Genomic DNA, 23935 nt, shown 5'->3' with positions numbered 1-23935 from the left:
GAAGAGTCGGGTGTTTCGGCCAGCTACATTCGTGATCGCGGGAGCCGCCGTTCTGGCGACGGCCGGCGTCGCGCATGCGCAGCAGGCCCCGGCCGCCTCGGTCAGCCCGGTGGAAACCACGGCCACGCGCGCGGCGGTTCCCTGGTACCAGCGGTTCACCACCTCGAACGGCGTGACCGAGTCGATCACCGGCGAGAACGAGAACGACCGCATCCTGGCGCCGGCCTGGACGCTCAACCAGCGTTGGGGCGTCACGGTTGACCTGAGGGAAGCCCAGCGCATCGAACGGTCGCCGGAAGGCAGCCGCGGCGATCAGGCTTCGCTCGGCGCTTATTACCAGTTCACGCCGAACATGCGCGTGGGCGGCGAAGTCAGCGTCGAAACTGAAGAGCGCCCGATCGCCATCGCCCCGGTCGACCCGCGCGACGAGCCGCGCGCCGATGTCCGCATCGAGTCCGCGTTCCGCTTCTAAGCCGCGAACGCGTCCACAGCCGCCAGCCCCGCGAAGCCGCGTCCGCCGAGGCGCCGCGCCGTGTCCGCGTTCACCCCGCCCAGAGCGATCACCGGCGTTCGCGCCGCGCGCGCCAGCTGGCTGGCGCGGAAGAGGCCGAGCGGCGGCCGGCCAGACGCACTGCGGGTGGGAAAAATGGGCGCGAGCACGCACGCGTCGGCGCCCGCTGCTTCGGCCCGGGCGAGGCCTTCGGCGCCGTGGGCGCTCACCGTCATGAGCCGGCCTACGCGCGCGGCCGTCAGCCTTTCCGGCCAATGCACGCCGTCGGCGCCCACGCGCTGCGCCAGCTCCGGATCGGCGGCGATCAGTAGAAGGAGCCCGCGGGCGCGCGCGATCGAAGCCAGTTTCCCCGCGGTTTGCGCACGTTCCGCCGCGCCGAAGTGGCGATAGACGATCGCCGTCGCGCGCGGCAGGCGGCGGGCGATGGCGCAGGGGTCGGGCGTGCGCTTGGGGTCGGTGAAGAAAAACAGCGCCGGAATGGCCGGCCCGCCCGCATCGCGGTTGAGGCGCTGCGCTTGCGCGGCTAGTGCGTGAACCGAGCTCATGGACATCGCCTCCGAAATCGCCGCCGCGCGCGCTTCGCTCCTTGCCCGCATCGCCGCCGCCGCCCACGCCGCCGGCCGCGCGCCCGATGCAGTTGCGCTGGTCGCGGTGTCAAAGCAACAGCCGGACGAGCGGATCGAAGCGATGCTCGCGGCCGGGCAGTGTTTGTTCGGCGAGAACCGAGTCCAGGAAGCGCAGGCGCGCTGGGCCGAACGGCGCGCGCGCCATCCCGATCTGCGTCTGCGACTCATCGGACCGCTCCAGTCCAACAAGGCGCTCGACGCGGTCCGCCTGTTCGACGCCATCGACAGCCTCGACCGGCCCAAGCTGGCGGCGGCGTTGGCTGAAGCGGCGCAGAAGGCGGGCCGTTGCCCGGAGCTGCTGGTGCAGGTGAACACCGGCGAGGAGCCGCAGAAGGCCGGGATCGCCCCCGCCGAGGCCGACGCCTTCATCCGCGAGGCCCGCGAGCGCTATGGCCTTCCGATCGCTGGCCTCATGTGCATTCCACCCATCGACGAGGAGCCGGCCATGCACTTCGGCCTGCTCGCAAAAATCGCCGCCCGCAACGGCTTACCGGAACTTTCCATGGGCATGAGCGATGATTTCGAAACGGCCATCCGCTTCGGCGCGACGCAGGTCCGGGTGGGTTCGGCGCTGTTCGGCGTGCGGGCCTGACCGCCTTCCCCAAGGGCTCCCGGTTGCAAAAGCTTGAAAGGACATGGTCATTACCTCCAGGGTAAGTTCACGACCGATGGCCCGCGACACGATCATCCTCATCATCGACGACGACGCCGACCTCAGGCAGGCGCTGGTCGAGCAGTTCGACCTCGAAGAGGGGTTCGGGGGCGTTGGCGCCTCCAGCGCCGCCGAGGGCTTCGCCGCCGCAGCCGAGCACAAGCCGGCGGCGATCGTGCTCGACGTGTCGCTGCCGGACATGGACGGTTTTGACGCCTGCCACCAATTGCGCGAGCAGGGGGTCAAGTCGCCCATCATCATGCTGACCGGCGCCGCCCAGGAAGAGGAACAGCAGGTCCGCGGGCTCGACGCCGGGGCCAACGATTACGTGCTGAAGCCGTTCAAGTTCTCGGTGCTGCTGGCGCGCATCCGCGCGCACCTCCGCAGCCACGAGGCCAGCGAAGACGCTGTCTATCGCATCGGCCCGTACGAGTTCCGCCCGGCCATGCGGCTGCTGGTCGATCCGCAGGAGAAGAAGATCCGCCTCACCGACAAGGAGGCGTCGATCCTGCGCTATCTCTATCGCTCCGGCGAAAAGCCGGTCGGGCGGGACGAACTCTTGCGCGAAGTGTGGGGCTACAACGCCAACGTGACGACGCACACGCTGGAGACGCACATCTATCGCCTGCGCCAAAAGATCGAGCCCGACGCGCAAAGTCCGAAGCTGCTGATCACGGAGACGGGCGGCTATCGGCTGCAGGTGTGACGTGACCCGCGCGGAGCGTTTGTCGCTCGCCAGCGATTTCGCCACTTCCGCCACAACTTGGAACGCCGCGGCGCTGCGGGGCTTCTGCACGCAACGCGGCATCGCCGAAGATCGAGAGAAAGCCTTGTGGCCGCGCGGCGTCCGCTCGCTCGCGCGCGACCTGAACGAAGCCGCAGACGAGCGCATGCTCCGCCGCTGGCAGAACGAAACGCCGACACTGTACGACGTTTTGGTCTGGCGCTTCGCGGACAACGAGTCTTTGCGCCCGGCGGTAGCCGCGCTTGCGAGATCCGACCTGTGGCATCCCGCGGACACGCTCGCGCGCACGGGGATCACGGCCCGGCGCATGCTGCGGCTTGCCGGCAAGAGCGGTGAGATTCGCGTTTGGCTGCTGGTGCTGGCCTATAGCGCCGCAGTGCTGGTGTGGCTCTTGGACGGCTCAGCCGGGCGGAGAGCAACGACGAGCGCTTGCCGCGCCGCCGCCATGGCGCTGGGCTGATGCGGTGGGACCTCACCGATGCGCCGGCGGAGAAAGTCCGACTGGCCCAGGCTCTGGTCGAACGTTCCGCGAAGGCCGGTTGGAACAGGTGCACGCTCCAAGCGGCCGCCGTTGACGTCTGCGCAGACAGTGCGGCCTGGCGCCGGCACTTTCCGCGCGGCTCGCGTGACGCAATCTGGTTCATCAGTGAAGCCTCGGACGCCAGCATGGCGGCCGCTTTCCGCGGCCGAGCGGCGCCGAATCTTGCGGCTGTGATTATCGAGCGCTTGCAGCAGAACCTGTCGCTGAAGCCGTTCGTGCGCCGGGTCATGCTGTTCGACATCGCTCATCCCGCACAAGCGCTGGCGCGCATGCAACGGACCGCCGATGTGATGCTCGGATGCCTGCGGCCCCAGGCCAAGTCGCCGTCGGCTTCGGCGCTCAATCTGGCGTACACCGCGATCGTGTTCGTGTGGCTCTTCGACCGCTCGGCGGGCGACGCCGCGACGGAGCGCACCACACGCCGGCTCGTGGCGCTGATCGGCGGCTAGGCTCGCCTTTCCCCGAAACACGTGGCACCTTGGCGCCACATCGATCGGGGAGACCTCATGCGGAGCTGGTTGGCGGCGGTGTTCTTCGTGGCGTTCGCGCCGACACCCACATTCGCGCAACCCGTCGCGCCGCGCACGCTGGAGCAGGTCATCCCCGAGATCGACGCTGTGTTCGCGCAATACCAGCGCGATGCGCATGTGCCCGGTCTGATCTACGGGATCGTGATCGACGGCGAGCTCGCGCACACCACGGCGATGGGCGAGCTGGATATCCGCACGCATCGGCCGGTCGAACGCGACAGCCTCTTCCGCATCGCCTCGATGTCGAAGGCGTTCACGGCGCTGGCGATCCTGAAGCTGCGGGATGAGGGCCGGCTCCAGCTTGACGCGCTGGCCGAGACGTACGTGCCAGAGATGCGCAGCTGGCGCTATCCGACGACGGACTCCCCGCGCATCCGCGTACGCGATCTGCTCTCGCATGTCGGCGGGCTCGTCACCGACGATCCCTGGGGCGATCGCCAGACGCCGCTCTCGGAAGAAGACTTCACCCGCATGCTGGCCGAAGGCGTGCCGTTCACGCGCGCGCCGCAGACGCAGTTCGAGTACTCGAACTTCGGCTACGCGCTGCTCGGTCGCATCATCACCAACGTCTCGGGCCGGCCCTATGCGGATTACATCGAGCAAGAGATCATGCGTCCGCTTGGCATGACGTCCACCGGGTACGATGTCTTCGCCGCCCCACAACAGCGCCGCGCGCTCGGCTATCGCTGGGAGAACGAGCGTTGGACGCGCGAACCGGACATGGCGCACGGCGCTTTCGGGGCGATGGGCGGGGTGCAGACGAGCGCGCACGATTACGCGCGCTGGGTCGGCTTTCTGCTCTCGGCTTGGCCGGCGCGGGACGGTCCGGAAACCGGTCCGGTGCGGCGCTCGAGCGTGCGCGAATTGGCGCAAGGGCTCAACTTCATCACCACGCGCTCCCGTCCGGGGCTCGAGGGCGAAGAGCCTTGCCGCATCGCGCTCGCCTATGCGATGGGGTTCAACCTGGTGCGCGACTGCGTGCTCGGCACGGCTATGTTTCACGGCGGGGGCTATCCGGGCTACGGCTCGTATTTGCTGCTGCTGCCGGAATACGGCGTCGGCGTTTTCGCGTTCGCCAACCGAACCTATGCCGGCCCCGCGCCGCCGGTGACGCAAGCGGCGCTGATGCTGCATCGCGACGGCCTGCTGCGCCGGCGCGAGCTGGCGGTGAGCGACGATCTCGCGCGAACGTACGCCGCCGCGCAGGCGATGTTCGAAGCAAGCTCGATTGAGCCCGGCCGCCGGCAGCTGGCGATGAACTTCCTGATGGATCGCTCAGCGGCGAACTGGCGTCGGGAGTTCCGGCGGCTCAAGGCGGAAGCGGGCGAATGCGATACCGATGACGAGATCGTCGCGACCGGCGCGCTGGCGGGACAATTCCTGTGGCGCTGCGAGCGCGCTGACATCCAGGGCGTGCTGCTGCTGGCGCCGACCAATCCGCCGACGATCCAGGCGCTCCGGCTGAATGTGACGCTGCGCGGGGACTAGCATTTTGCTGCGGCCGTGACTGCGACGCGAGCGCCGGGTTTGATCTGCATCAAACGCATTCGTAAAGGACGCTGGTTGGCTCTCCGCCTTCAGCAAAGGGCGGGGCCGCGAGCGGCATGCGGTATACGATTTCGGGGCGGGGCAAGAACAACCAGACGCCGGTCGGCGTCTTCTTGGCGCGCAGTTTCGGACACATTCCGCACCCTGAGATCGACAGCCTGTTCGGCTTCGCCGAGTACACGCCGCTCTATGGCGGCCGCATCTTCGGTCAGCCCGAATTCTCGCCGCGCGATGTCGAGGAGCTTTATCAGCTGGGCATCGCGCTCCGGCTGCCGCTGACGAACCATTATGTCGACAAAGAGGAGTACCTGCAGAGCAGGCAGCTGCTGGAGAAGTATCATCGACCCGGCAACGCCGCGATTGTCACCAATGACAACCTTGCGCGCTGGATTCGCCGGGATTTCCCCGAGTATCGGATTGAGGCGAGCGTCATCAAGAACGTCAAGAGCTATGCTCGGATCGAAGCGGCGTTCGAGCTTTACGACACCGTCGTGCTGCCGATGGAGCTGAACGAGAACGAAGCCTTCCTTGCCGGCGCGCCGAAGAAGGAGCGGATCACGCTGTTCGCCAACGCCGGCTGCGCGCTCACCTGTCCGTCGAAAATCTGCTACGTCTCGATTTCCAAGCTCAACAAAGGCCGCGGCGGACAGTTCAAGTGTTCGCAGACAGTGAAGGAGCGCGAGCTGCGCGGCATGGTCGACTTCGACCTGGATAGGCTGCAGGCGCTCGGCTACTCGCGCTTCAAGCTGCTGCGCGCGCGGCCCGACGGGCTGACGGGACGGTAAATCTCTTTGCGCACCGCACCGAACACGAGAAAGGCCCGGATCGCTCCGGGCCTTCACAAACTGGCGCGTGTGACTAGCGCCTAGTGCTGCTCTTCGCCGTGGCGCTCGCCGTGATCGCAGCATTCGCAATCGGCGCGATCTTCGCAGCAACAGCACTCATTGGCGGCTTGCGCCTCCGCATAGGCGATGCCTGCGCCGGCGACTGCCATGGCGGTGAGGGCGGCGGCGAAAACAGTCTTCAGACGCATGCGCAATCTCCTTTGGTTTTACTTCGCGACGGCTTCGTTGGCCTTCGCGGTCGCGCGCGGGGCGTTTGGGCCGCGCGCGGCGGCGATCTTGGCCGCCGGTTTGCCGGTGCGGGCTTCGCCGAGTCGTTCGATCAAAGCGGCGTATTCGTCCCAGAGACGTTGCGGCAGGCGATCGCCGAACTTCTCATAGTGACCGGGGATCAGGTCAGCTTCCTCGGCCCAGACGTCGAGATCGACGCTGGTCAGCAGTTCGAGCGACTCCTCGGCGATATCGAGGCCGCTCACATCGAGCGCGCCTTTCGCCGGCACCGCGCCGATCGGTGTTTGCTTCGCTTCGGCCGTGCCGTCGATGCGTTCGCTGATCCATTTCAGCACGCGCGCATTGTCGCCGAAGCCTGGCCAAATGAACTTGCCGTTCTGATCCTTGCGGAACCAGTTGACGAAATAGATCTTCGGCAGCTTGGCGCCTTTGCGCTCGCCGATTTTCAGCCAATGGGCGAAGTAGTCGCCCATGTGATAGCCGCAGAACGGCAGCATTGCGAACGGATCGCGCCGGAGTTCGCCGACTTTGTTCTCCGCCGCGGCCGTGCCTTCCGAGGCGACGTTCGAAGCCAGAAACACGCCATGCGCCCAGTCGAATGCTTCGGTCACCAGCGGCACCGCGCTGGCGCGGCGGCCGCCGAACAGGATGGCGTCGATCGGCACGCCGGCGGGATCTTCCCACTCGGGCGCGATCACCGGGCATTGGCCCGCGGGCACGGCGAAGCGCGCATTCGGATGTGCGGCCGGCTCGCCGAGTTCGGGCGACCACTTGCGGCCCTTCCAGTCGGTCAGGTTCGCCGGCGGCTCCTTGGTCATGCCTTCCCACCAGACGTCGCCGTTCTCGGTCAGCGCGACGTTGGTGAAGACGGTGTTGGCGTAAAGCGTTTCGATCGCGCTCTTGTTGGTTTTCGAACCGGTGCCCGGCGCGACGCCGAAGAAGCCGGCTTCCGGGTTGATGGCGTAGAGGCGCCCGTCTTCGCCGAAACGCATCCAGGCAATGTCGTCGCCGATGGTCTCGGCCTTCCAGCCGGGAATCGTCGGCTGCAGCATGGCGAGATTGGTCTTGCCGCAGGCGGACGGGAAGGCGGCCGCGATGTACTTCGCTTCGCCCTTCGGGTTGGTCAGCTTCAGGATCAACATGTGCTCGGCGAGCCAGCCTTCATCGCGCGCCATCACCGAAGCGATCCGCAGCGCGTAGCACTTCTTGCCGAGAAGGGCGTTGCCGCCGTAACCCGAGCCGTAGCTCCAGATTTCGCGCGACTCGGGGAAGTGAACGATCCACTTTTCGTCGTTGCAGGGCCACGGCACGTCCTTCTGGCCCGGCGCAAGCGGCGCGCCCAACGTATGCACGGCCGGGACGAAGAAGCCGTCTTCGCCCATCTGCTCGAGCGCGGCTTTGCCCATGCGCGTCATGATCCGCATCGAGGCGGCGACGTAACCCGAGTCCGTGATCTCGACGCCCAGGGCGCTGATCTTCGAGCCGAGTGGGCCCATCGAGAACGGCACCACGTACATGGTGCGTCCGCGCATGCAGCCGTCGAACAGGCCCGCGAGTTTTTCGCGCATCTCGGCCGGGTCGATCCAGTTGTTGGTCGGACCGGCGTCGCCCTTCTTCTCGGAGCAGATAAAAGTGCGGCTCTCGACGCGGGCGACGTCCTTCGGGTCGGAGGCGGCGTAGAACGAATTCGGCCGCGCTGCCGGGTTCAGCTGCTTTAGCGTGCCGGCGGCGACGAGTTCGCTCGTCAGTTGCTTCCACTCCGCTTCCGAACCGTCGCACCAGTGGACGCGGTCCGGCTTGGTCAGCGCGGCGATCTCCTCGACCCATTTTACGAGTTTGGCGTGCTTGGTCGGTGCCGGGTGAAGGCCGGCGATGGTAGCGGTCAACGGAATCCCTCCAGCCGCCGTGAGAACGGCGCGCATATCTATTTTCATCACCAAATGTGCTTGGTGAGGGGCATGTCAAACGCGTTCTGCGGGGTCGAGATGACCGGCTGCCGCATTCGCAATTGCCACCGGTAGCAATCGCGTTTGCAGAGCAGAATTGCGCAGATGCTTCTCTTCGCAGGTGCGAAGCTTGGAATGCCTCTGAAACGGTAAGCGCGCGCGCTTCCGCCCGCCTCGGTCCGCGTCTTGGTTAAGCGCGCTGCGTCGCCACCCAATTATCCACGATGCGTGCGAGCACTGAGAGCGGCACGGCGCCGTTCGCCAGCATCGTGTCGTGGAAGCCTTTCAGATCGAAGCGGTCCCCCAGGGCGGTGCGCGCGCTGTCGCGCATGCGGTTAATGGCTTGGCGGCCGACCATGTAGCTGCAGGCCTGGCCTGGCCACACGCAATAGCGCTCGATCTCAGTAGTGATGGAGCTTTCCTGGTCGCCGGTCGCTTCGACCATCGACGCGATCGCCTGCTCGCGGCTCCAGCGCTTGTGGTGAATGCCGGTGTCGACGACGAGGCGCGAAGCGCGGAACGTCATCGACTGCAGGTAGCCGAGCCGACCGAGCGGATTGTCGGCATAGACGCCGAGTTCGTCGGCCAGCTGTTCGGCGTAGAGGCCCCAGCCTTCGCTAAAGGCCGAGAAGCCCAGCATCGCGCTGCGAATGAACGGAATCGCGCCGGATTCCTGCTGGATCGAGATTTGCCAGTGATGGCCGGGCACGCCTTCATGGTAGTTGAGCGTCGGCAGCGTGAACCGCGGCCATTCGTGCGTGTTGCGCAGGTTGATGTAGTAGGCGCCGGGGCGCGAGCCGTCGAGCGCGGCGCGCTGATAGTAGCCGCCAGGCGCGCCCGCTTCGGTCGTCACCGGCACGCGGCGGATTTCGAGCTGCGCGCGCGCCAGCGTGTTGAACGCTTGCGGCATCAGCGACTCGATGTGGCGCGTCTGTGCATTGAGATCGGCGAGGATCTGCGCACGTCCTTCATCGGTGTTCGGATAGAGCTGATCGGCGCGTCGCGAGAGCTGCTGCACGCGCTGGGCCACGCTGCCGCGGCGCATGCCCTCGGCGCGCAGGATCGCGTCCATTTCGCTGTGGAAGCCGCGAATGAGTTCGACGCCCATGTCGTGGATTTCATCTGGCGACATGGTCGTCGTCGTGCGGCTGCGAAGCGAGGCGGCGTACATCTCCGCGCCTTGCGGCAGGCGCCAGATGCCGGCGTCGTGCACGGCGTTGCGGCGCACTTCCGTCAGCGCCGCTTTCTGCCGCTCGTACGCGGGCAGGATCGCATCGCGCACCGCCGCTTCGGCGCGCGAGATGTAGTTGGCGCGCTCGGCCTCCGGAATTTCTGCAACATTCGGCAGGCGCCGCACCAGCGTCTGCACCAGCACGATCTGCGCCGGCGCCGTCGAGGTGAACGCGTTCATCTGCTCCAGCGCACGATCGATGGCGAAATCCGGCGGGATCACCCCGGCGGCGGCGTCTTCGCGGATGATCGCGGTCTCCTGATCGAGCACACGCACATACTCGTTCAGTCGCGCCATGTAGCCGTCGGCTTCGTCGCGCGTGCGCAGCGGATGCTGCGAATCCATGAAATCGGGGAAGTCGCCGTACGAGCCGGTCAGCTGGGTCACCACGTAGGGCGCGCCGGCGCCGCCGCCGACATTGAAGGCGGAGTTGGCGAGGCTGTTCTCATACGACGTGGTGACGACGTCGACGGTCACGTTCTCCTGCGCGCTCAGCGCCGAGCGGTCGATCGCGCGCAGTTCGCCGACGGCGGTCTGCAGAATGGCGCGGAAACGCTGCGTGCTCGCCTTCGAGGCGTCGCTCAGCTTGTCGATAAAGCGATAGCCGGCGCGTTCTTCGGTGAGACCGAGAGCCGTGCAGCGTTCGGGCGATTCCCGCAGGATCGCGGCAACCGTGCGGTCCAAGGTCGCGGTGAGCTGCTCGCTGGCGGTCGGCGCCGCGGCGGGCGCTTCGGGGGCAGCGCCAGTCGCGCAGCCGGCCAGAACCGCCGCGCCGGCGGCGCCGGCGCCGAGAAGTGCGCGTCGAGAAATGTGCATTGTGATCCCCCTAAGTGGTTGGCGCGCATGCTAGCGGCGCGAGCCCGCCGCTCAATGCCGCTTGCGACGAAGCTACAGTTTGAGGCCGGCGACGACCGGGACGTGGTCGCTGGGGCGCTCCCAGGAGCGGCAGGGCACATGGATATGGAAGGCCTCGGCGCGTGAGGTCACAGCGATGTCGCTGGTGGCCCAGATGTGGTCGAGGCGGCGGCCGCGATTGTTTTTGGTCCAATCGGGGCTGCGGTAGCTCCACCAGGTGAACAGCTTCTCCGGATCGGGCCGGTGCTGGCGCGCGAGGTCGACGAAGCCGCCGAGATCGCGCACGGCGTCGAGCCGGTCGGTTTCGCCCGGCGTATGGCTGACGACGTTGAGCAACTGCTTGTGGCTCCAGACGTCGAACTCGCCCGGCGCGACGTTGAGATCGCCGACCAGCACCGTCGGAGTCACACCCTTGCGCTTTTTGTAGAGGCTCTTCATGCGGTCGAGCACTTTGAGCTTGTGGGCGAACTTGGGGTTCGTCAGCTCAGGCAAGTCAGCGCCGGCGGGCACATAGAGATTGTGCACCTCGACGCCGTCGATCTTCGCCGCGGCGATGCGCGCTTCTTTCTTGGGGCAGATCGGCGGGGCTGCGACGGGGTCGAGCTTCAGCTTCGAGACGATGGCGACGCCGTGCCAGCCCTTCTGGCCGACGACGTGCATGTGCTTGTAGCCGGCTTCCTTGAAGGCCTTGGCCGGAAACTCGCCGTCGCGGCACTTGATCTCTTGCAGGCAGAGGACGTGCGGCTGCGCTTCGGCGAGGAAGCGGCGCACGGTTTCGATGCGGAGCCTGACAGAGTTGATGTTCCAGGTGGCGATCTTCAGCATTACGTGCGCTTCATGGCCTCTGTTGCGATGACGCGAAAGAGGCCCGGCGCCTTCGGCGGCCGGGCCTCTCGAGCGCCTTGAGGGGGGCGCATGTCGCCGGCAGGGGATGTCCGGCTTCGCGGGCGCCGCGCTGGATCCGTCAGCGGGGGACGACGCTATCCAGAGGGGATGAGCGACGACCGCTGAGTTGCATATACGCCACAAGCTCAATTTTTTCAAGCTCGGCGCCGGGGAAACAGCTTGCAATCGCAGCAAGGTTCGGCTTGGCGCGGCGGCCCTAGCGGCGCCCCGGGGTCGAGACCTGATCCGGCAGGCGGAAGAGGCTGCGATCGAGGCTGGCGGGCTGGGTCACGTTGCTGAGCGTGATGCGGGTCCGCGCGCCGGTGGCGTCGACCACGTCCCACGAGCGCAGCTCGCCGTTGTTGAACTGCAGTGTGATGGTGCCGTCGGCTTGGCCGCGGCGGTCGCGCGCGGTGACGAGCGTCCACGGGCCTTCGCGCGAAACGCGGATGATGCGCGCATTGCGCTCGAGATCGATGCGTTCGCCGAGGATCAGCGAGAGCGGCGTCGAGCGCAGCGGCGTGCGTTCGGTGGTGCGCAGCGCCGTATCGCGCAAGGCGACGACGCTGCCGTCGGCAACGATCAGCATGGTGGCGGGCGGATCGTATTCGAACCGGAGGCGCCCGGGGCGCTGCATGTAGAACGTGCCCGCGGCGCGGCTGCCGTCCGGCGAGGTCTGCACGAAGCGGCCTTGCAGGCGCTGGATCGAGTTGAGCTCAGCGTTGATGGCGGCGAGCGCTTGGGCGCGGTCGGCGCCGTTCAGCGTCACCAAAGCGGACGACGCCGCGGCGACCGTGCCTGGGCTCGCGCTTTGCGCGAGCGCGGGGGCGGAAAGCGCCAGAGCGGCGACAGCGGCGAGGGCGAGTGATTTCTTCATCCGGGTCATGTGCCGCAAACGCATGGCGGAAAAAAGGGTTCTGCTTGCCCTGAAATGCCCTTTTCGGTTCAGATGCGATTCATTTGGGACCGGGGGCACTCCATGTTCGGCGCTGAAGCTACGATGCTGCCCTCGATCGGCTGGGCGGGCTTTCTCGACTGGCAGTACTTGGTTCAGGCGTTCGCGGCATTGGTGCTCGCGACATTCCTCGGTGCGGTGATCGCGTTTCATCCGACCACGGCGCGCACCGTGGATACGCGCGAAGAGGCCGAGCTGCCGAAGGTGCTGATCATGTACGCGCTGGTCGGCGCGGTGATCGGCGAGATCGTGTTGAAGTACGGCATGGTGGTCGGCTTCGTGATCTTCGGCCTCGGCGGGCTGATGCGCTTTCGCACCGATGCGGCGTCGACGCGCGATACGAGCCGCCTCATCATGGTGACGCTGATCGGCCTCATCGCGGGGCTCAACCTGCCGCACTTTGCGGTGATGGCGACGGCGTTCGCCTGGGCGCTCATTTACGTGTTCGACGGCCATCCGGTGTGCGAACTCGAAGTGCATGAAATTCCGAAGGGGCGCGTGAAAGACGCGTCGGATGCGTATCGCGCCGTGCTCGGCGACATGAAGTGCAAGCTGATCAGCGAGAACAAGCAATTCTCCAAGCAAAGGATCGATTACGTTTTCCGCATGCCGCGGGCCGTCACGCAGGAGCAGGTGCACAAGGCGCTGTGCGAACGCGTGTCGCCGGAGGTGCGCGGGGAGATCGATTGGGAGATCGAGTAGGTGTTGGGTTTTAGGTGTTGGGTTTTAGGCGCCAGCGCGCCCTAACACCTAACCCCTAAAACCCAACACCTCTCCTGCATTGGACATTTCGGCCCATAGCCCCTATATCCCTCTCATCGATCCTCGTCGCGTCACGCATTGTTCCTCGCGCTCGCGCCGGATTTTTGTCGTTTCCCTCGATTTTCGATGTCTGCCGTGGAAGGTCCACGCGGACGTTTTGATAGGAGGCGGCAAATGGCTGTCGGTACAGTAAAGTTCTTCAACACCGCAAAAGGCTTCGGCTTCATCGCTCCGGAAACGGGCGGCAAGGATGTGTTCGTGCACATTTCCGCGGTCGAGCGTGCGGGCCTCAATGGCCTGAGCGACGGCCAGAAGGTCTCGTTCGATCTCGAACGCGACCGCCAGGGCCGTGACTCTGCGGCGAACCTGAAAGCGGTGTAACCATGACGGAGATCGATCAGCGCATACCTGATCTCTCCGACAAGGAGCTGGAGCGGCTGCACGCGAACGCAGTTCGCTTGTCGCAATCCGGCACGCCGAAACAGCGGGAGCAGGCGGAAAGCTTGCTCCCGCTTCTTGGCGTCGCGTTGGAGGATCGCCACGCCGCGCGCGCCGCTGCGCAAGCCGAGACGCGGCGCGCGGCGACGGAAAAGCGCGCCGTGGCGCGCAAAGCGGCGAAGCCCGCGGGATAGAAAAAGGATCAGGCGATGGCGCAAACAAAATTCGGCGCCGGACAGCGCGTGTCGATCGTGCGTTCGGGCGCTTTCAGTGCGCCGTCCGGCGTCTACCGCGTGCTCAATGCGTTGCCGCGAGAGCGCGGGCCGCAGCAATACCGGGTCAGGAACGAGACCGAGAATTTCGACCGGGTGATGGACGAAGCGCGGCTCGAGGCGATGGCCTATGAGTGAGCACAAATTGTTCGTGCGGCCGGAGCGGGCGCCGCAAGTGGTGCCGAAGACGCTGAAGTACCGCGATGACCAGGAGCATCTGCTGCGCCGCCTGGGCGGCGCTTTGGTGTTGCAATGGGATGAATTGCCGGACGCGTTGCAGGATCTCATCATCGACCAGGCCGCCGCCGTCGACGATCGCGATGCGGCGCCGCACGCGGCCGAAGACATCGAGCGCTTCATCCGCAACGTGAAGACGATGGCGCTGGCGAAAGCGCCGGACGGCAAATAGGCCATTAGAGCAGCCTGATCCGCGGCTCGAGACGCCGCGTCAGCATCAGATCCGAGAGCGCCCAGATGGCCGCGTCGGCGCGGTCGGTGTTTTCCGCGTTCGCATCGGCGCCGAGCGCCAGCAATTCCTCTTCGAGCGGCGCCAAGCCGGCGCAATGAAAGATACGCTCTTGTTCGTAGAGCAGCGCGATCGGTTCGGCGCGGGCGCGTTTGCCTTCGCTGGCGTGCACGAGATTGACGGGGCAGGGCGGGTTCGCTTGCGACAGCACCGTGCGCACCATTTCGCCGCCCTGATTGGCTTCGGCGACGATGCAGGTCGCGTTCCACCGCCGCGCGGCATCGGCGACGCGGCTGGCCCAGCCGAGCGGGGAGAGGCCGTGTGCGCTCGCGTCTTCGAGAATGTATGCTCGGGGCTGGGTGCTGGGTTCTGGGTGCTCGGGATTTGCCAGCACCGAGCCCCCACCACCCAGCACCGAACCAGCGACGACAATCCCGCACGCCGAGCCCGTGCGGCCCGCCGGCGGATCGACGGCGACGACGATGCGGTCGAAACGGGCGGGCGGCGCGGCGCGGAGGCGCGCGAATTGGGCGGCGCTGAAGAGCGCGGATTCGTTCTCGACGATGAGGCCTTCGAGTTCTTGGGCCTCTAATCGCGTGCCGCCATAGAGCGCGCGAACGTGGGCGAGGAAGGCGGGCGAGAGGTGCGCGGCGTTCTCCGTCGTCGGCGCGAGCGTGGTGATGCAGCCGGGTTCGGCGCGCAGGCGCTTCAAGCTTGCGAGCGGCTTCGGCGTTGTGGTGACGACGAGTTGCGGATTGGGGCCGCGGCGGAGCGCGAGGCGCAAGTTCGAGAGCGTGTCGGCGGGCTTGGGCCAGACGCAGAATTCATCGGCCCAGGCGGCGTCGAATTGCGGCCCGCGCAAACGCTCGGGCTCTTGCGCGCTGAAGCAATAGGCGATCGCGCCATTGGGCCAGACGAGGCGTTGGCGCGAGGCTTCGTAACGCGGCATCGGCCGATGCGTGAGCGCCCGCAAGCCGGAGACGCCGTCGATCATCACTTCGCGCACGTCGCGGTGCGTCGCGCCGATGAGGGCGAAGACGCCGCCCGGCGCGCTTTCCGCGCGCTCGGCCAGCCATTCGGCGCCGGCGCGCGTCTTGCCGGCGCCGCGGCCGCCTTGGAAGAGCCAGGTGGCCCAGGGTGTTTGCGGCGGCAGTTGTGCGGCGTGGGCGATGCTGCGCCAGAGTGCGGCTGCGGATTGGGGGTTGGGTGTGGTGCGCAGTGTTCGCACGGCGGCGCGCGCGGTGTGCAGCGGCACGCCGAAGCGGGCGGCGATGTAAGCGAGATTGCGTTCGTTGTGGGCGAGCTGTGTGCGCCAGGTGCGTTGTTTCACGTGCTTTAAGTCTCCTCTTTTTGCGACTCCCCGCCCCATTGCGGGGCGGGGTTGGGGGTGGGGGTGACGGCGGTGTTTTTCCGGATGGCGTGCCGCCCGCACCCCCCTCCCCAGCCCTCCCCCGCAAGGGGGGAGGGAGTCGCTGCGTTTGCGGCGCGCGCGTCATCCTTGGTGATCTGGTGGATCGAAAAACTTGCTCTCGAAACCGAGAGGTCGGGGCGCGTCGGACGCGCCGAGGTAGTCTCAAAATGTCCTCCTCCGCCAAGGCTTCGGAGGACGCGCGTCGAACGCGCCCCGTGTGTCGGCCGTTATTCCCGGATTGGCGAGCCAGGAGTTTTTGGCTCAGCTGCATGGTTTCGCACGCAGCGGCCTTAGCTCCTTATGACCACGAGCCGGTGCAGCGCGTCAGCATCTTCCGAAGGATGCTGGACCTCGCGGTTTCATGCCCCGCGAGCAATGCAGACGCCGTTCGCTTCGTCCGATGATGTTGAAGGCCTTCTACATCACCGGACTTTCTCAACGATGGTGCGGAAGATCGTCTTTTCCGTCTCATCGAAGCGACGCCTGCCGCGCCGGCCGATGTCTCCACATTCCAAAGCGTTCGGAGCTCTTCGAAACCCTCCCGTGTGGAGACAGGAAGCATGATACGGCCGGTGGAAGGGGTGTAGGATACGAAATTTTGGTAAGGTTGGGGTGGCGTTGCTCGTCGGCGGGGACCAACGCCGGTATTGACAGGGTCGCTACGTAGCGCCAATGTCAATACACGGGCAAGGACTAAGCTTTAAACTCGCGCGCGAAGGAGAACGTCCATGGCCGCCAAGGCAAAACGGAAGCGGGCTCAGGCGGAACGGGTCACGGCGGTGCGAACGAAGGCCGCGCCCATGAGCTTCCGCATCGATGCGCAGACGCGTGGCCTACTTGACCGCGCCGCCGCGGCCGCGGGGCAGAACCGCACCGAATTCATGCTGGCGGCGCTGCGTGAGAAGGCGGCCGAGGTGCTGCTGAACCAGCGGCTGTTCACGCTGAACGATGCGGATTGGGACGCATTCGTTGCACGTCTGGACGATCCGCCGCCGCCCAACGCGAAGCTCAAGGCGCTGCTGGCGCGCACGCCGGTCTGGGATCGATCGTGACCCGGTCGGCTCGTCATTCCGGGGCATCGCGCAGCGATGAACCCGGAATCCAGGGGCAAACGACGAAGCGGCCGCCCCTGGATTCCGGATCGCGCTGCGCGCGTTCGGAATGACGAAGAAACAGCAAGCGGTGGCGAAGCAGAGCGCGAAGATATCAAAGCCCACCGCGCTCAAGGCCGGCCACGACGTGGCCGGCTTCAGCTGCGGGCGCGCGCAGATCGACGACTGGCTGAAGAACCGGGCCAAGAAGGCGCTCGAGAGCGACACCGCGCGCACCTACGTCGTGTGCCGCGGGCCGAAGCGTGTGATCGGATACTATGCGCTCGCGGCGGGCGCGGTCGCGCGAGAGAGCGCGTCTGGCGCGCTGAGCCGGAATGCGCCTGATCCGATTCCGGTGATCATTCTGGCGCGGCTCGGCGTCGATGCAGGTGAGCAGGGGCAGGGGATCGGCCGCGATCTCTTGGCCGATGCGATGCGGCGGTCGTTGCAGGCGGCGCGCATCATCGGCGCGCGTGCGCTGCTAATCCACGCGCTCGATGCGGACGCGGCGCGGTTCTACGAGGGGCTGGGATTCGCGCGCCTGAAGGCGCCGGAGGAGACGACGTTTTTTGTGACGATGAGGGAGATGCGGGAGGGGTTGGGGTAGGGGCTGATGAGCGCCAGTGCCACCGCATTCTGATGGTCGGCACCGACTCGCGCTAGATTCATATTATGAGCCTTAGTGACGATAGGCGACAGGCACTTAAGAGGCTGCGCAAGAACCTTTGCACAGCCCAAGACGCACCGTTCTTCGACTTATGCTGGGCGATTGAGGCCGTCCAAACAGGGAGGGTGGCCGAAGCCCGCAGATACATGCAATTTCCACCGGAAGCTGCGGACGCTCGTTTCAAGTCCCCTTATGCCGTCTTTCCGTGGGAGATCGAAACGCTGCTAAGCGAGCTGTTGATTGTCCCGAAGCGGCCTCTCAGAGACGGACCAAACAAGGTTCTCAATTGCCGGAAGTTCGGCGCGATCGTGAAAATCATCAATGCCCTGCGCGATCTTGAGAACGCTGAGTCCGGCATCTATTTGCGCCGAATGAACATACTCGACGAGTTGCATCGCATCGCTCAGCGCGAATTTCCATGGCAGTCAGGCTACTTCAATCGCATTCAGTTCTATCGATACTCATACATCTACGGAGGGCAAGACTGCGCCACGTTCTTCGAGCAACAATATGGCGTCTCGCCGAATGCTGTCTCGCTTTTTGGTTTCGGAATGCATGGGCATTTTTTGCGGCGTCCCGCGTTCCGAGGTAGAATTGACCTTGCGGTATTTGGACTCACTGACGCAAACGCCCGGGCCGCCCTCAAGCTAATTGGCGCGCCGCTACCGACAATACGAACGACCTTCAAGGCCGAACTTGATCAGGTATCTCGTAAGTGGGGGCAGGCTCCCCCGATCGCATACAGGCCAAGCGTATTTCGACGGTATCCTCTTGTGGAATTCCCGGACGGACTCGTCAGATCGCCGCTTCCGGAACTGATCCTGCAGCGGGTAACGTCGGGTTTGTACTACGATCTTCTCCCCGGCGGCGGGAGCCTTCGTAATGAAGCGAGCCGTCGGTTCGAGCGTTACTCGGGCGAATTGCTGGGCGCTCTAATCTCAAGTGTCGATGTAACGTATGAGTACCAATACCGGCACCTGGGCCGAGGCTATCGATCGCCCGACGTCCTCGGATCGGCCCGCGGTCTTTTGCAACTAATCATAGAGTGCAAGGCGACGAAGCTGTCGTTGGATGCCCAGTACGCGGAAGATCCGATAAAACTCGCACAGGCCGGTTACGATGAACTTGCGAAAGGTGCCTATCAAATTTGGCGCCACGTAGCGCACGTCAGAGGGGGAAGCACTCGTCACACTCTTCATCCAAACGCATTTGGCGTTGTACTAACCCTGGACAATTGGATGATGATGTCACGTGAGCTGCGCAAGGCCGTGCTCAGAAAAGCAGAAGCGCTTTGCGAAGCGGTCGATGACATTCAGCGCGAAGACAAAATCCCGGTAGTCTTTTGTTCGATCAAGGACTTTGAGAACGTTTTGCTGCAGGCAGATCACGAAGGTCTTATAGCGGCTCTAGCAGCTGCCGCCGCCGAGAACTACGCCGGCTGGCAACTTCCCGATGTCCACAAAGACATCGGGCGACCGAACCTTGAGAAGTCCTATCCTTTCGATATGGGCGACGTCCTTCCTTGGGTGAGATTGGTTGAGGAGGAGGCGAGGCGTCGCAAAGCTGATTAGTTTAGCCCTGTTGTGCGGTGCGGGAGTGCCCGCCCCGGCTCTGGTGCTCAAGCATTGACGAGATGAACGTGCGGCGAGCCGGTGCGGCATCGCCCCTCCGTCTCGCGCGGTGCAATGCGGAGGGAGGAAACATCGCCTAATCTTCATCCACCACATCGACCAGAATATCCCGCTTCCCGGCCGCATTCGCCTCCGAGATAATCCCCGCCTTTTCCATCTTTTCGATCAGCGTGGCGGCGCGGTTGTAGCCGATTGAGAGGCGGCGCTGGAGATAGCTGGTGCTGGCTTTGCGGTCGCGTTGGACGATTTCGACGGCGCGGTCGAACAGGTCGTCGCCGCCTTCGCCGTCGGCGAACAGTTCGGGATTGTCGTCGGCGCCGTTCTCGTTCGGCTCGGCGGTGACGTCGGTGCGATATTGCGGCGCGCCTTGGGCTTTCAGCATGTCGACGACGCGTTCGACTTCGGCGTCGGTCACGAACGGGCCGTGCAGGCGGCGGATGCGGCCGCCGCCGGCCATGAACAGCAAGTCGCCTTGGCCGAGCAATTGTTCGGCGCCTTGTTCGCCGAGGATGGTGCGCGAGTCGATCTTGCTGGTGACCTGGTAGGAGATCCGGGTCGGGAAGTTGGCCTTGATCGTGCCGGTGATGACGTCGACGCTGGGGCGCTGCGTCGCCATGATGACGTGGATGCCGGCGGCGCGCGCCATTTGCGCGAGACGCTGCACGGCCGCCTCGATCTCCTTGCCGGCCGTGATCATGAGATCGGCCATCTCGTCGATGACGACGACGATGTACGGCATCGGCTCTAGCGGGAGTTCGCGGGTTTCGTAGATGGGCTCGCCGGAGGTGGGGTCGAAGCCGGCGTGCACGGTGCGCTCGAGGCGCTCGCCGCGTTCGAGCGCGTCGCGGACGCGGTCGTTGTAGCCGGTGATGTTGCGCACGCCGAGCTTGGACATGCGGCGATAGCGGTCCTCCATCTCGCGCACGGTCCATTTGAGCGCGACGACGGCTTTCTTCGGATCGGTGACGACGGGGTGCAAGAGGTGCGGGATGCCCTCGTAGACGCTGAGCTCCAGCATCTTCGGGTCGATCATGATGAAGCGGCACTCGTCCGGCGTGTGCTTGTACAAGAGCGACAGGATCATGGCGTTGATGCCGACCGACTTGCCCGAGCCGGTGGTGCCGGCGATGAGCAGGTGAGGCATCTTGGTGAGGTCGGCGGAGAAGGGATCGCCCTCGATGGTCTCGCCGAGCGCGAGCGGCAGATCGCCCTGCACGCCGGCGAAGGACGGCGAGTTCAAGAGCGAGCGCAGGAAGACGGTTTCGCGCTTGGCGTTGGGCAGCTCGATGCCGATGGCGTTGCGGCCGGGAATGACGGCGACGCGCGCGGCGGTGGCGTTCATGGTGCGCGCGATGTCGTCGGAAAGGCCGATGACGCGGCTGGATTTCACGCCGGCGGCGGGCTCGAACTCGAACAGGGTGACGACGGGGCCGGGGCGGGCGCTGAGCACTTCGCCCTGCACGCCGAAATCGGCGAGCACGGTTTCGAGCTGGCGGCTCATGGCGTGCAGCGTCTGCGGATCGTGCTGCGTGGCGCGCTGCTTCGGGGTGGTGAGCAGGTCGGTGTCCGGCAGCTCGAAGTCGCGGCCGAAGTGGAAGGAGCTGTGCTGCTTCTCCTTCTTGGGCGCTTTCGGCTTGGGCGCTTCGGAGCGCCGGCTTCCAGCCGGCATGCTTGAACGTCGCTCTTCTTCGGCAGGCCGGCGTGTCGGCGGCATTTTGCCGGCTGGAAGCCGGCGGTCCTCGGCGGGGGCTCGTTCAATGCGGCGCGTTTCGTCCTCGACGGGGCGGCGCGTTTTTTTCTTGCACGTAGCCGATGGCGCGCTGCGTGGCTTGCGCGCCGCCTTGCGCCGCGCGTTGCGCCACTTGCGCGGCGTTCTTCACGTCGTCGGGGCGGATCTGGAACGCACAGCCGGTAGCGACGATGCCGCCAATGGCGCAGACGAGGCCAGTCAAGATGTGCGGGAATGGAAGGCCCGGCATGGAGGCCATGCCGGCGATGAAGCCGGCCATGCCGTCGCCGAGCAGGCCGCCGAAGCCGACTGCAAGCGGCCAGCCTTCCGGCGTCGGGATCACGGACGCGGCAGCGGCCAAGAGCAGAATGCCGATCAGCGAGACGAGAATGCGCCGGCCGTTGATGCGCGCGACGAGCTGGCGGCGCATGATGCGCATGGCGCCGGCCGCGAGCAGCGCCGCGAACGCCAGCGGGGCTGCGGCGCCGAGAATCTGGATCGAGAGATCGGCGAGCACGGCCCCGGGGCCGCCGAAAATGTTGTGCGTGGCGCCGCTCGATGCGGTGTTGAGGCTCGGATCTTCGGGCGAATACGTCACGACAGCGCCAAGGCCATACGCGCCGACGATCGCCGCGCCCACGGCAAGCGAGGCGCGCTTTAACGCTAATCTGCCCGCGGCCGAGGAGGCGACGGAAGGGGCGCGTTCCCCCGGGCGGTAGGCGTCGTCAGTCATGTCGTGGAGGCGCTCGTTCTGGGGCCAGCTTCAAGGCGGCACCTTTGGCCCTTCCGGTAAACGAGCGATGAAGTTTCGGGCGCGAACAGGGTTACCCGCGCATTCATGCGACAGTCGCGAAACCCGCATTAGCACAGATGAAAATGCGTGAATCGCGCGCGGAATGAGCCGTGGACGAAACGGCGCGCCGCGCGCGATCCGTGACGCGTTAACGGTCGAGGTAAAGTGCTGGGAGCTCGTTACGGACGGCTTCGAAGAAGTAGGCGCGCCCGCCCATCCAGTTGGCGTTGACGATGCCGGAAATGGCGAGGCGCTGTTCGGGATAGTAGCGGACCGTTGCGTAAGCGCCGTTGGTTTCGCCGCCGTGCTCGTAGAAGAGGCGGCCTTGGGCGTCGCGGCTGACTTGCCAGCCGAACGTGTAGCCGACGCCTTCGCCAGCGGCATTGCGCTGCTCGGTGGTGAGACGTTGCAGGGAAGCGGCGTTCAGGTATTCGCCGGCGAATACGGCGCTGGCGAAGCGGACGAGGTCTTCCGCGCTCGAAAGCACGCCGCCGGAGGGATAGTAATCGCTGGAATCGCGCCAGATGGTGTTGCGCACCACACCATCGGGAAAGCGCGTATAGAAGCGCGTGCGGCGCTCGATGATTTCGAGCGGGTGGTCGATCATTGTGTTGCTCAAGCCGAGCGGGCCGGTGATTTCGCGAGCGAGCAGTTCGCCGTAGCTGGCGCCAGTGGCGCGCTCTTCGGCGACGCCGAGGATGTTGAAGCCCAGACTGGTGTAGTGATGCGCCTCGCCCGGCTGGCTGAGCAAGGGATCGCCGACGTAGCGCGACAGCGCCTCCGACGGCCCGGCCGCCAAGAACATCACGTTGTTGGCTTCGAGATAGTTCTGGAAATTGTACTGGCGGATGCCGGAGAGATGCGCGGCGATCAGCGCGGGCGTGATCGCGCCACGCTCGGGCGCGCGCAGTTCGGGGACGTGGGTGCGGATATCGCCGTCTAGATCGAGCGCGCCGCGTTCGGCCAGGCGGAGCGCGAGGACGGCGGTGAAGGTTTTCGACACGCTGCCGATGCGCATGCGGGTGTCCGTGGTGAGCGGCACGCGCGCTTCGAGGTCGGCGTAACCGGCGGCGCCGCTCCACACCAGTTCGCCGTCACGCATCACCGCGGCCATCACGCCGGGGCCGCCGTCGCGTTCGAGTACCGTTTGCAAGAGTACGTCGGCGGGCGAGGCAGCGCTTGTCGCAGGTTCGTCGGGTGACCCGGCGCAGGCGCCGAGCGTGAGTGCGAGGATGAGGGCGCGGAAAGGTTTGGCTGACATGCGAGCTCCGTTGAGTGGAGCGCGACAAGAGAAGCACGCAGGCGCGCGGCGCAAACAAAAGCCTGTCCGGATGGGCGTTGACGCGTCCGGAAACGCAAATCCGGACCAGTTCAAGCCGCTTGGTCGCCCTTTGAGCGGTAGTCCTGTGGGCTCATGCCGGCTTGCGTCTGGAATGCTGTGTAAAAGCTCGAGCGCGAGCGGAAGCCGACGAGCTGGGCGATGGCTTCAATCGAGGTGCGCGCTTCGGCGGGGTCCCGGAGCAGTCGCTTGGCTTCGGCGATCCTGAGGCTGTTGACATAGGCGCGGAAATTCACGCCGCGCTGGCTGTTGAGGTATTGCGAGAGGCGCTGCGTCGTCGTCTGCATCAGCGCCGCGGCCTTGGGCAACGATAGATCCGGATCGAGATAGGCGCGGCTTTCAGCCATCTTCGCGTCGAGGGCGGCGCCGAACGTGTCATCTGCTGTGGCGGCTGCGCGTTGCGCGGCGAGGCTGCGCAACGTCTGTGAGCCAATCATGGCGTAGCCGGCGAAGGCGATGAGCCCGAGCGCGCCGATCAGCGGCACCAGGTCATAGAGGAAATTGGCGGTCGGCGCGGCGATCCGGAGGACTTGTGCGACGTGCAGAAGCACGAGGCCCGCCAGCAATACGGGTAAGTGCAAGTGCTCGCTGCGTTTGCTCCAACCGGGCGGTAGCGTGGTGCGGGCGCGCAGATACGCCCAGATCGCGACGGCCGAATAGACGATTTGGATGGCCACGATCGGCGCGAAGTCGCCGGGCGGAAAGAGCGGCGCGCCTCTTATCAGCGCGGCGACGAAGTAGGCGAGGGGCGGCGCGTAGGGCCAGAGGCCGAAGCCGCGCTGCGACACGGACGTGGAGACGTAATCCAGCAGCAGTGCGCCGCAGAGGAGGGCTGCGACGTCCATGGCGATGCCGATTTGCGTGACGTAGCGGATTTGGCCGGTGTCGAGCAGCACGAACAGCGCGAGCAGCGCCGAGACAATCAGCAGGAAGCCGGCAAGGCTCGTGCGCGTGCGCACCGGGCCGAAGCGCTCCTGCGCGAGCAGAACGATGCCGACGAGCGCGCCGTTGAATGCGGCGATGAGGTTGAGCGTGGCAAGCACGCGCGCCGCTTTGCGCACCGCGCTCATGGGGTCAAGCGTCTTTCGTCGGCAGCCCTAGTGCCGCAGTTCGCCGCTGGAATTATGCGCGCGTCCGACACGTTGGCCGGTGTCGAGCGCGGCGGCGAATTTCATGCGCGAGCGTACGCGCGGGTCTCGCGAAAACAGACGAATTCGGATGGATGCAGTCTCGGTCGG

26 protein-coding genes are annotated in these 23935 nt (G+C 65.7%); 15 read left to right on the top strand and 11 right to left on the bottom strand.

The window, feature by feature from the left end; genetic code table 11:
- Positions 1-10: 10 nt before the first annotated feature.
- Entirely contained in the window at positions 11-472 is a 462-nt protein-coding gene (locus VEA80_RS18840; protein WP_325062335.1) for an NtrZ family periplasmic regulatory protein, read from the top strand.
- Here VEA80_RS18840 and VEA80_RS18835 read toward each other — a convergent pair.
- The gene (locus tag VEA80_RS18835; RefSeq protein WP_325062334.1) at positions 469-1056 is read right to left on the bottom strand and encodes a thiamine phosphate synthase; all 588 of its coding nucleotides are present in this window, start codon (positions 1054-1056) and stop codon (positions 469-471) included. The genes VEA80_RS18840 and VEA80_RS18835 overlap by 4 nt on opposite strands.
- Here VEA80_RS18835 and VEA80_RS18830 point away from each other — a divergent pair.
- The 6 genes from VEA80_RS18830 to VEA80_RS18805 all read left to right on the top strand — a co-directional run bounded on the left by VEA80_RS18830 (position 1055) and on the right by VEA80_RS18805 (position 5938).
- Complete coding sequence (locus VEA80_RS18830) at positions 1055-1729, top strand: YggS family pyridoxal phosphate-dependent enzyme (protein ID WP_325062333.1); 675 nt, start codon at positions 1055-1057, stop codon at positions 1727-1729. The genes VEA80_RS18835 and VEA80_RS18830 overlap by 2 nt on opposite strands.
- Positions 1730-1805: 76 nt before the next feature.
- Entirely contained in the window at positions 1806-2495 is a 690-nt protein-coding gene (locus tag VEA80_RS18825; protein ID WP_325062332.1) for a response regulator transcription factor, read from the top strand.
- A 1-nt stretch (position 2496) separates the two neighbouring features.
- Entirely contained in the window at positions 2497-2994 is a 498-nt protein-coding gene (locus tag VEA80_RS18820) for a hypothetical protein (RefSeq protein WP_325062331.1), read from the top strand.
- Positions 2994-3524, top strand: coding sequence for a hypothetical protein (locus tag VEA80_RS18815; protein ID WP_325062330.1), 531 nt, complete (start codon positions 2994-2996; stop codon positions 3522-3524). The genes VEA80_RS18820 and VEA80_RS18815 overlap by 1 nt, the downstream gene beginning before the upstream one ends.
- 57 nt (positions 3525-3581) lie before the next feature.
- Positions 3582-5093, top strand: a complete 1512-nt coding sequence (locus VEA80_RS18810) for a serine hydrolase domain-containing protein (protein ID WP_325062329.1) — start codon at positions 3582-3584, stop codon at positions 5091-5093.
- 116 nt (positions 5094-5209) lie between these two features.
- The gene (locus tag VEA80_RS18805; RefSeq protein WP_325062328.1) at positions 5210-5938 is read left to right on the top strand and encodes a hypothetical protein; all 729 of its coding nucleotides are present in this window, start codon (positions 5210-5212) and stop codon (positions 5936-5938) included.
- An 80-nt stretch (positions 5939-6018) separates the two neighbouring features.
- On the opposite strand, the gene VEA80_RS18800 is transcribed toward VEA80_RS18805, so the two are convergent.
- The 5 genes from VEA80_RS18800 to VEA80_RS18780 all read right to left on the bottom strand — a co-directional run bounded on the left by VEA80_RS18800 (position 6019) and on the right by VEA80_RS18780 (position 12020).
- Positions 6019-6186, bottom strand: coding sequence for a hypothetical protein (locus VEA80_RS18800; protein WP_325062327.1), 168 nt, complete (start codon positions 6184-6186; stop codon positions 6019-6021).
- Positions 6187-6204: 18 nt separating this feature from the next.
- A complete protein-coding gene (locus tag VEA80_RS18795; RefSeq protein ID WP_325062326.1) occupies positions 6205-8112 on the bottom strand; it encodes a phosphoenolpyruvate carboxykinase (GTP) in 1908 nt (635 codons plus the stop codon).
- Positions 8113-8362: 250 nt separating this feature from the next.
- Positions 8363-10219 carry a DUF885 domain-containing protein gene (locus tag VEA80_RS18790; protein ID WP_325062325.1) on the bottom strand — a complete coding sequence of 619 codons (1857 nt, stop codon included), beginning with the start codon at positions 10217-10219 and terminating at the stop codon, positions 8363-8365.
- A 72-nt stretch (positions 10220-10291) separates the two neighbouring features.
- Positions 10292-11083: an exodeoxyribonuclease III gene (gene xth, locus VEA80_RS18785; protein ID WP_325062324.1), complete on the bottom strand. Its 792-nt coding sequence runs from the start codon at positions 11081-11083 to the stop codon at positions 10292-10294.
- A 277-nt stretch (positions 11084-11360) separates the two neighbouring features.
- Positions 11361-12020 (bottom strand): outer membrane lipoprotein carrier protein LolA, encoded by a 660-nt coding sequence (locus VEA80_RS18780; protein ID WP_325062323.1) that lies wholly within the window; start codon positions 12018-12020, stop codon positions 11361-11363.
- Between the two features lie 102 nt (positions 12021-12122).
- Here VEA80_RS18780 and VEA80_RS18775 point away from each other — a divergent pair, with 102 nt between their 5' ends.
- The 5 genes from VEA80_RS18775 (at position 12123) to VEA80_RS18755 (ending at position 13979) form a co-directional block, all read left to right on the top strand.
- Complete coding sequence (locus VEA80_RS18775) at positions 12123-12800, top strand: hypothetical protein (RefSeq protein ID WP_325062322.1); 678 nt, start codon at positions 12123-12125, stop codon at positions 12798-12800.
- A gap of 234 nt (positions 12801-13034) precedes the next feature.
- Positions 13035-13241, top strand: coding sequence for a cold-shock protein (locus VEA80_RS18770; protein WP_325062321.1), 207 nt, complete (start codon positions 13035-13037; stop codon positions 13239-13241).
- A gap of 2 nt (positions 13242-13243) precedes the next feature.
- On the top strand, positions 13244-13492 hold the full coding sequence (locus tag VEA80_RS18765; protein WP_325062320.1) for a hypothetical protein: 249 nt from the start codon (positions 13244-13246) through the stop codon (positions 13490-13492).
- A 15-nt stretch (positions 13493-13507) separates the two neighbouring features.
- On the top strand, positions 13508-13708 hold the full coding sequence (locus VEA80_RS18760) for a hypothetical protein (protein ID WP_325062319.1): 201 nt from the start codon (positions 13508-13510) through the stop codon (positions 13706-13708).
- Complete coding sequence (locus VEA80_RS18755; protein WP_325062318.1) at positions 13701-13979, top strand: hypothetical protein; 279 nt, start codon at positions 13701-13703, stop codon at positions 13977-13979. Before VEA80_RS18760 ends, VEA80_RS18755 begins: the two co-directional genes overlap by 8 nt.
- Before the next feature lie 4 nt (positions 13980-13983).
- On the opposite strand, the gene VEA80_RS18750 is transcribed toward VEA80_RS18755, so the two are convergent.
- A complete protein-coding gene (locus VEA80_RS18750) occupies positions 13984-15366 on the bottom strand; it encodes a DNA-packaging protein (protein WP_325062317.1) in 1383 nt (460 codons plus the stop codon).
- Between the two features lie 809 nt (positions 15367-16175).
- Between VEA80_RS18750 and VEA80_RS18745 the strand changes: the two genes are divergently transcribed.
- The 3 genes from VEA80_RS18745 to VEA80_RS18735 all read left to right on the top strand — a co-directional run bounded on the left by VEA80_RS18745 (position 16176) and on the right by VEA80_RS18735 (position 18776).
- Complete coding sequence (locus VEA80_RS18745) at positions 16176-16499, top strand: DUF1778 domain-containing protein (protein WP_325062316.1); 324 nt, start codon at positions 16176-16178, stop codon at positions 16497-16499.
- Between the two features lie 109 nt (positions 16500-16608).
- Positions 16609-17145, top strand: a complete 537-nt coding sequence (locus tag VEA80_RS18740; protein WP_325062315.1) for a GNAT family N-acetyltransferase — start codon at positions 16609-16611, stop codon at positions 17143-17145.
- Between the two features lie 185 nt (positions 17146-17330).
- A complete protein-coding gene (locus tag VEA80_RS18735; protein ID WP_325062314.1) occupies positions 17331-18776 on the top strand; it encodes a hypothetical protein in 1446 nt (481 codons plus the stop codon).
- A 136-nt stretch (positions 18777-18912) separates the two neighbouring features.
- Here VEA80_RS18735 and VEA80_RS18730 read toward each other — a convergent pair whose 3' ends face one another.
- From VEA80_RS18730 to VEA80_RS18715, 4 genes are all read right to left on the bottom strand, one after another.
- Entirely contained in the window at positions 18913-20505 is a 1593-nt protein-coding gene (locus tag VEA80_RS18730) for a DNA translocase FtsK (protein WP_325062313.1), read from the bottom strand.
- A gap of 85 nt (positions 20506-20590) precedes the next feature.
- A complete protein-coding gene (locus VEA80_RS18725; protein WP_325062312.1) occupies positions 20591-21298 on the bottom strand; it encodes a DNA translocase FtsK 4TM domain-containing protein in 708 nt (235 codons plus the stop codon).
- 208 nt (positions 21299-21506) lie between these two features.
- A complete protein-coding gene (locus VEA80_RS18720; RefSeq protein WP_325062311.1) occupies positions 21507-22619 on the bottom strand; it encodes a serine hydrolase domain-containing protein in 1113 nt (370 codons plus the stop codon).
- A 110-nt stretch (positions 22620-22729) separates the two neighbouring features.
- On the bottom strand, positions 22730-23767 hold the full coding sequence (locus VEA80_RS18715; protein WP_325062310.1) for a helix-turn-helix transcriptional regulator: 1038 nt from the start codon (positions 23765-23767) through the stop codon (positions 22730-22732).
- Positions 23768-23935: the final 168 nt, after the last annotated feature.

Source organism: Vitreimonas sp. (assembly GCF_035627415.1).
In the GTDB taxonomy this organism is placed as follows: domain Bacteria; phylum Pseudomonadota; class Alphaproteobacteria; order Caulobacterales; family Aquidulcibacteraceae; genus Vitreimonas.
This window is presented reverse-complemented; position numbering and strand designations above follow the sequence as displayed.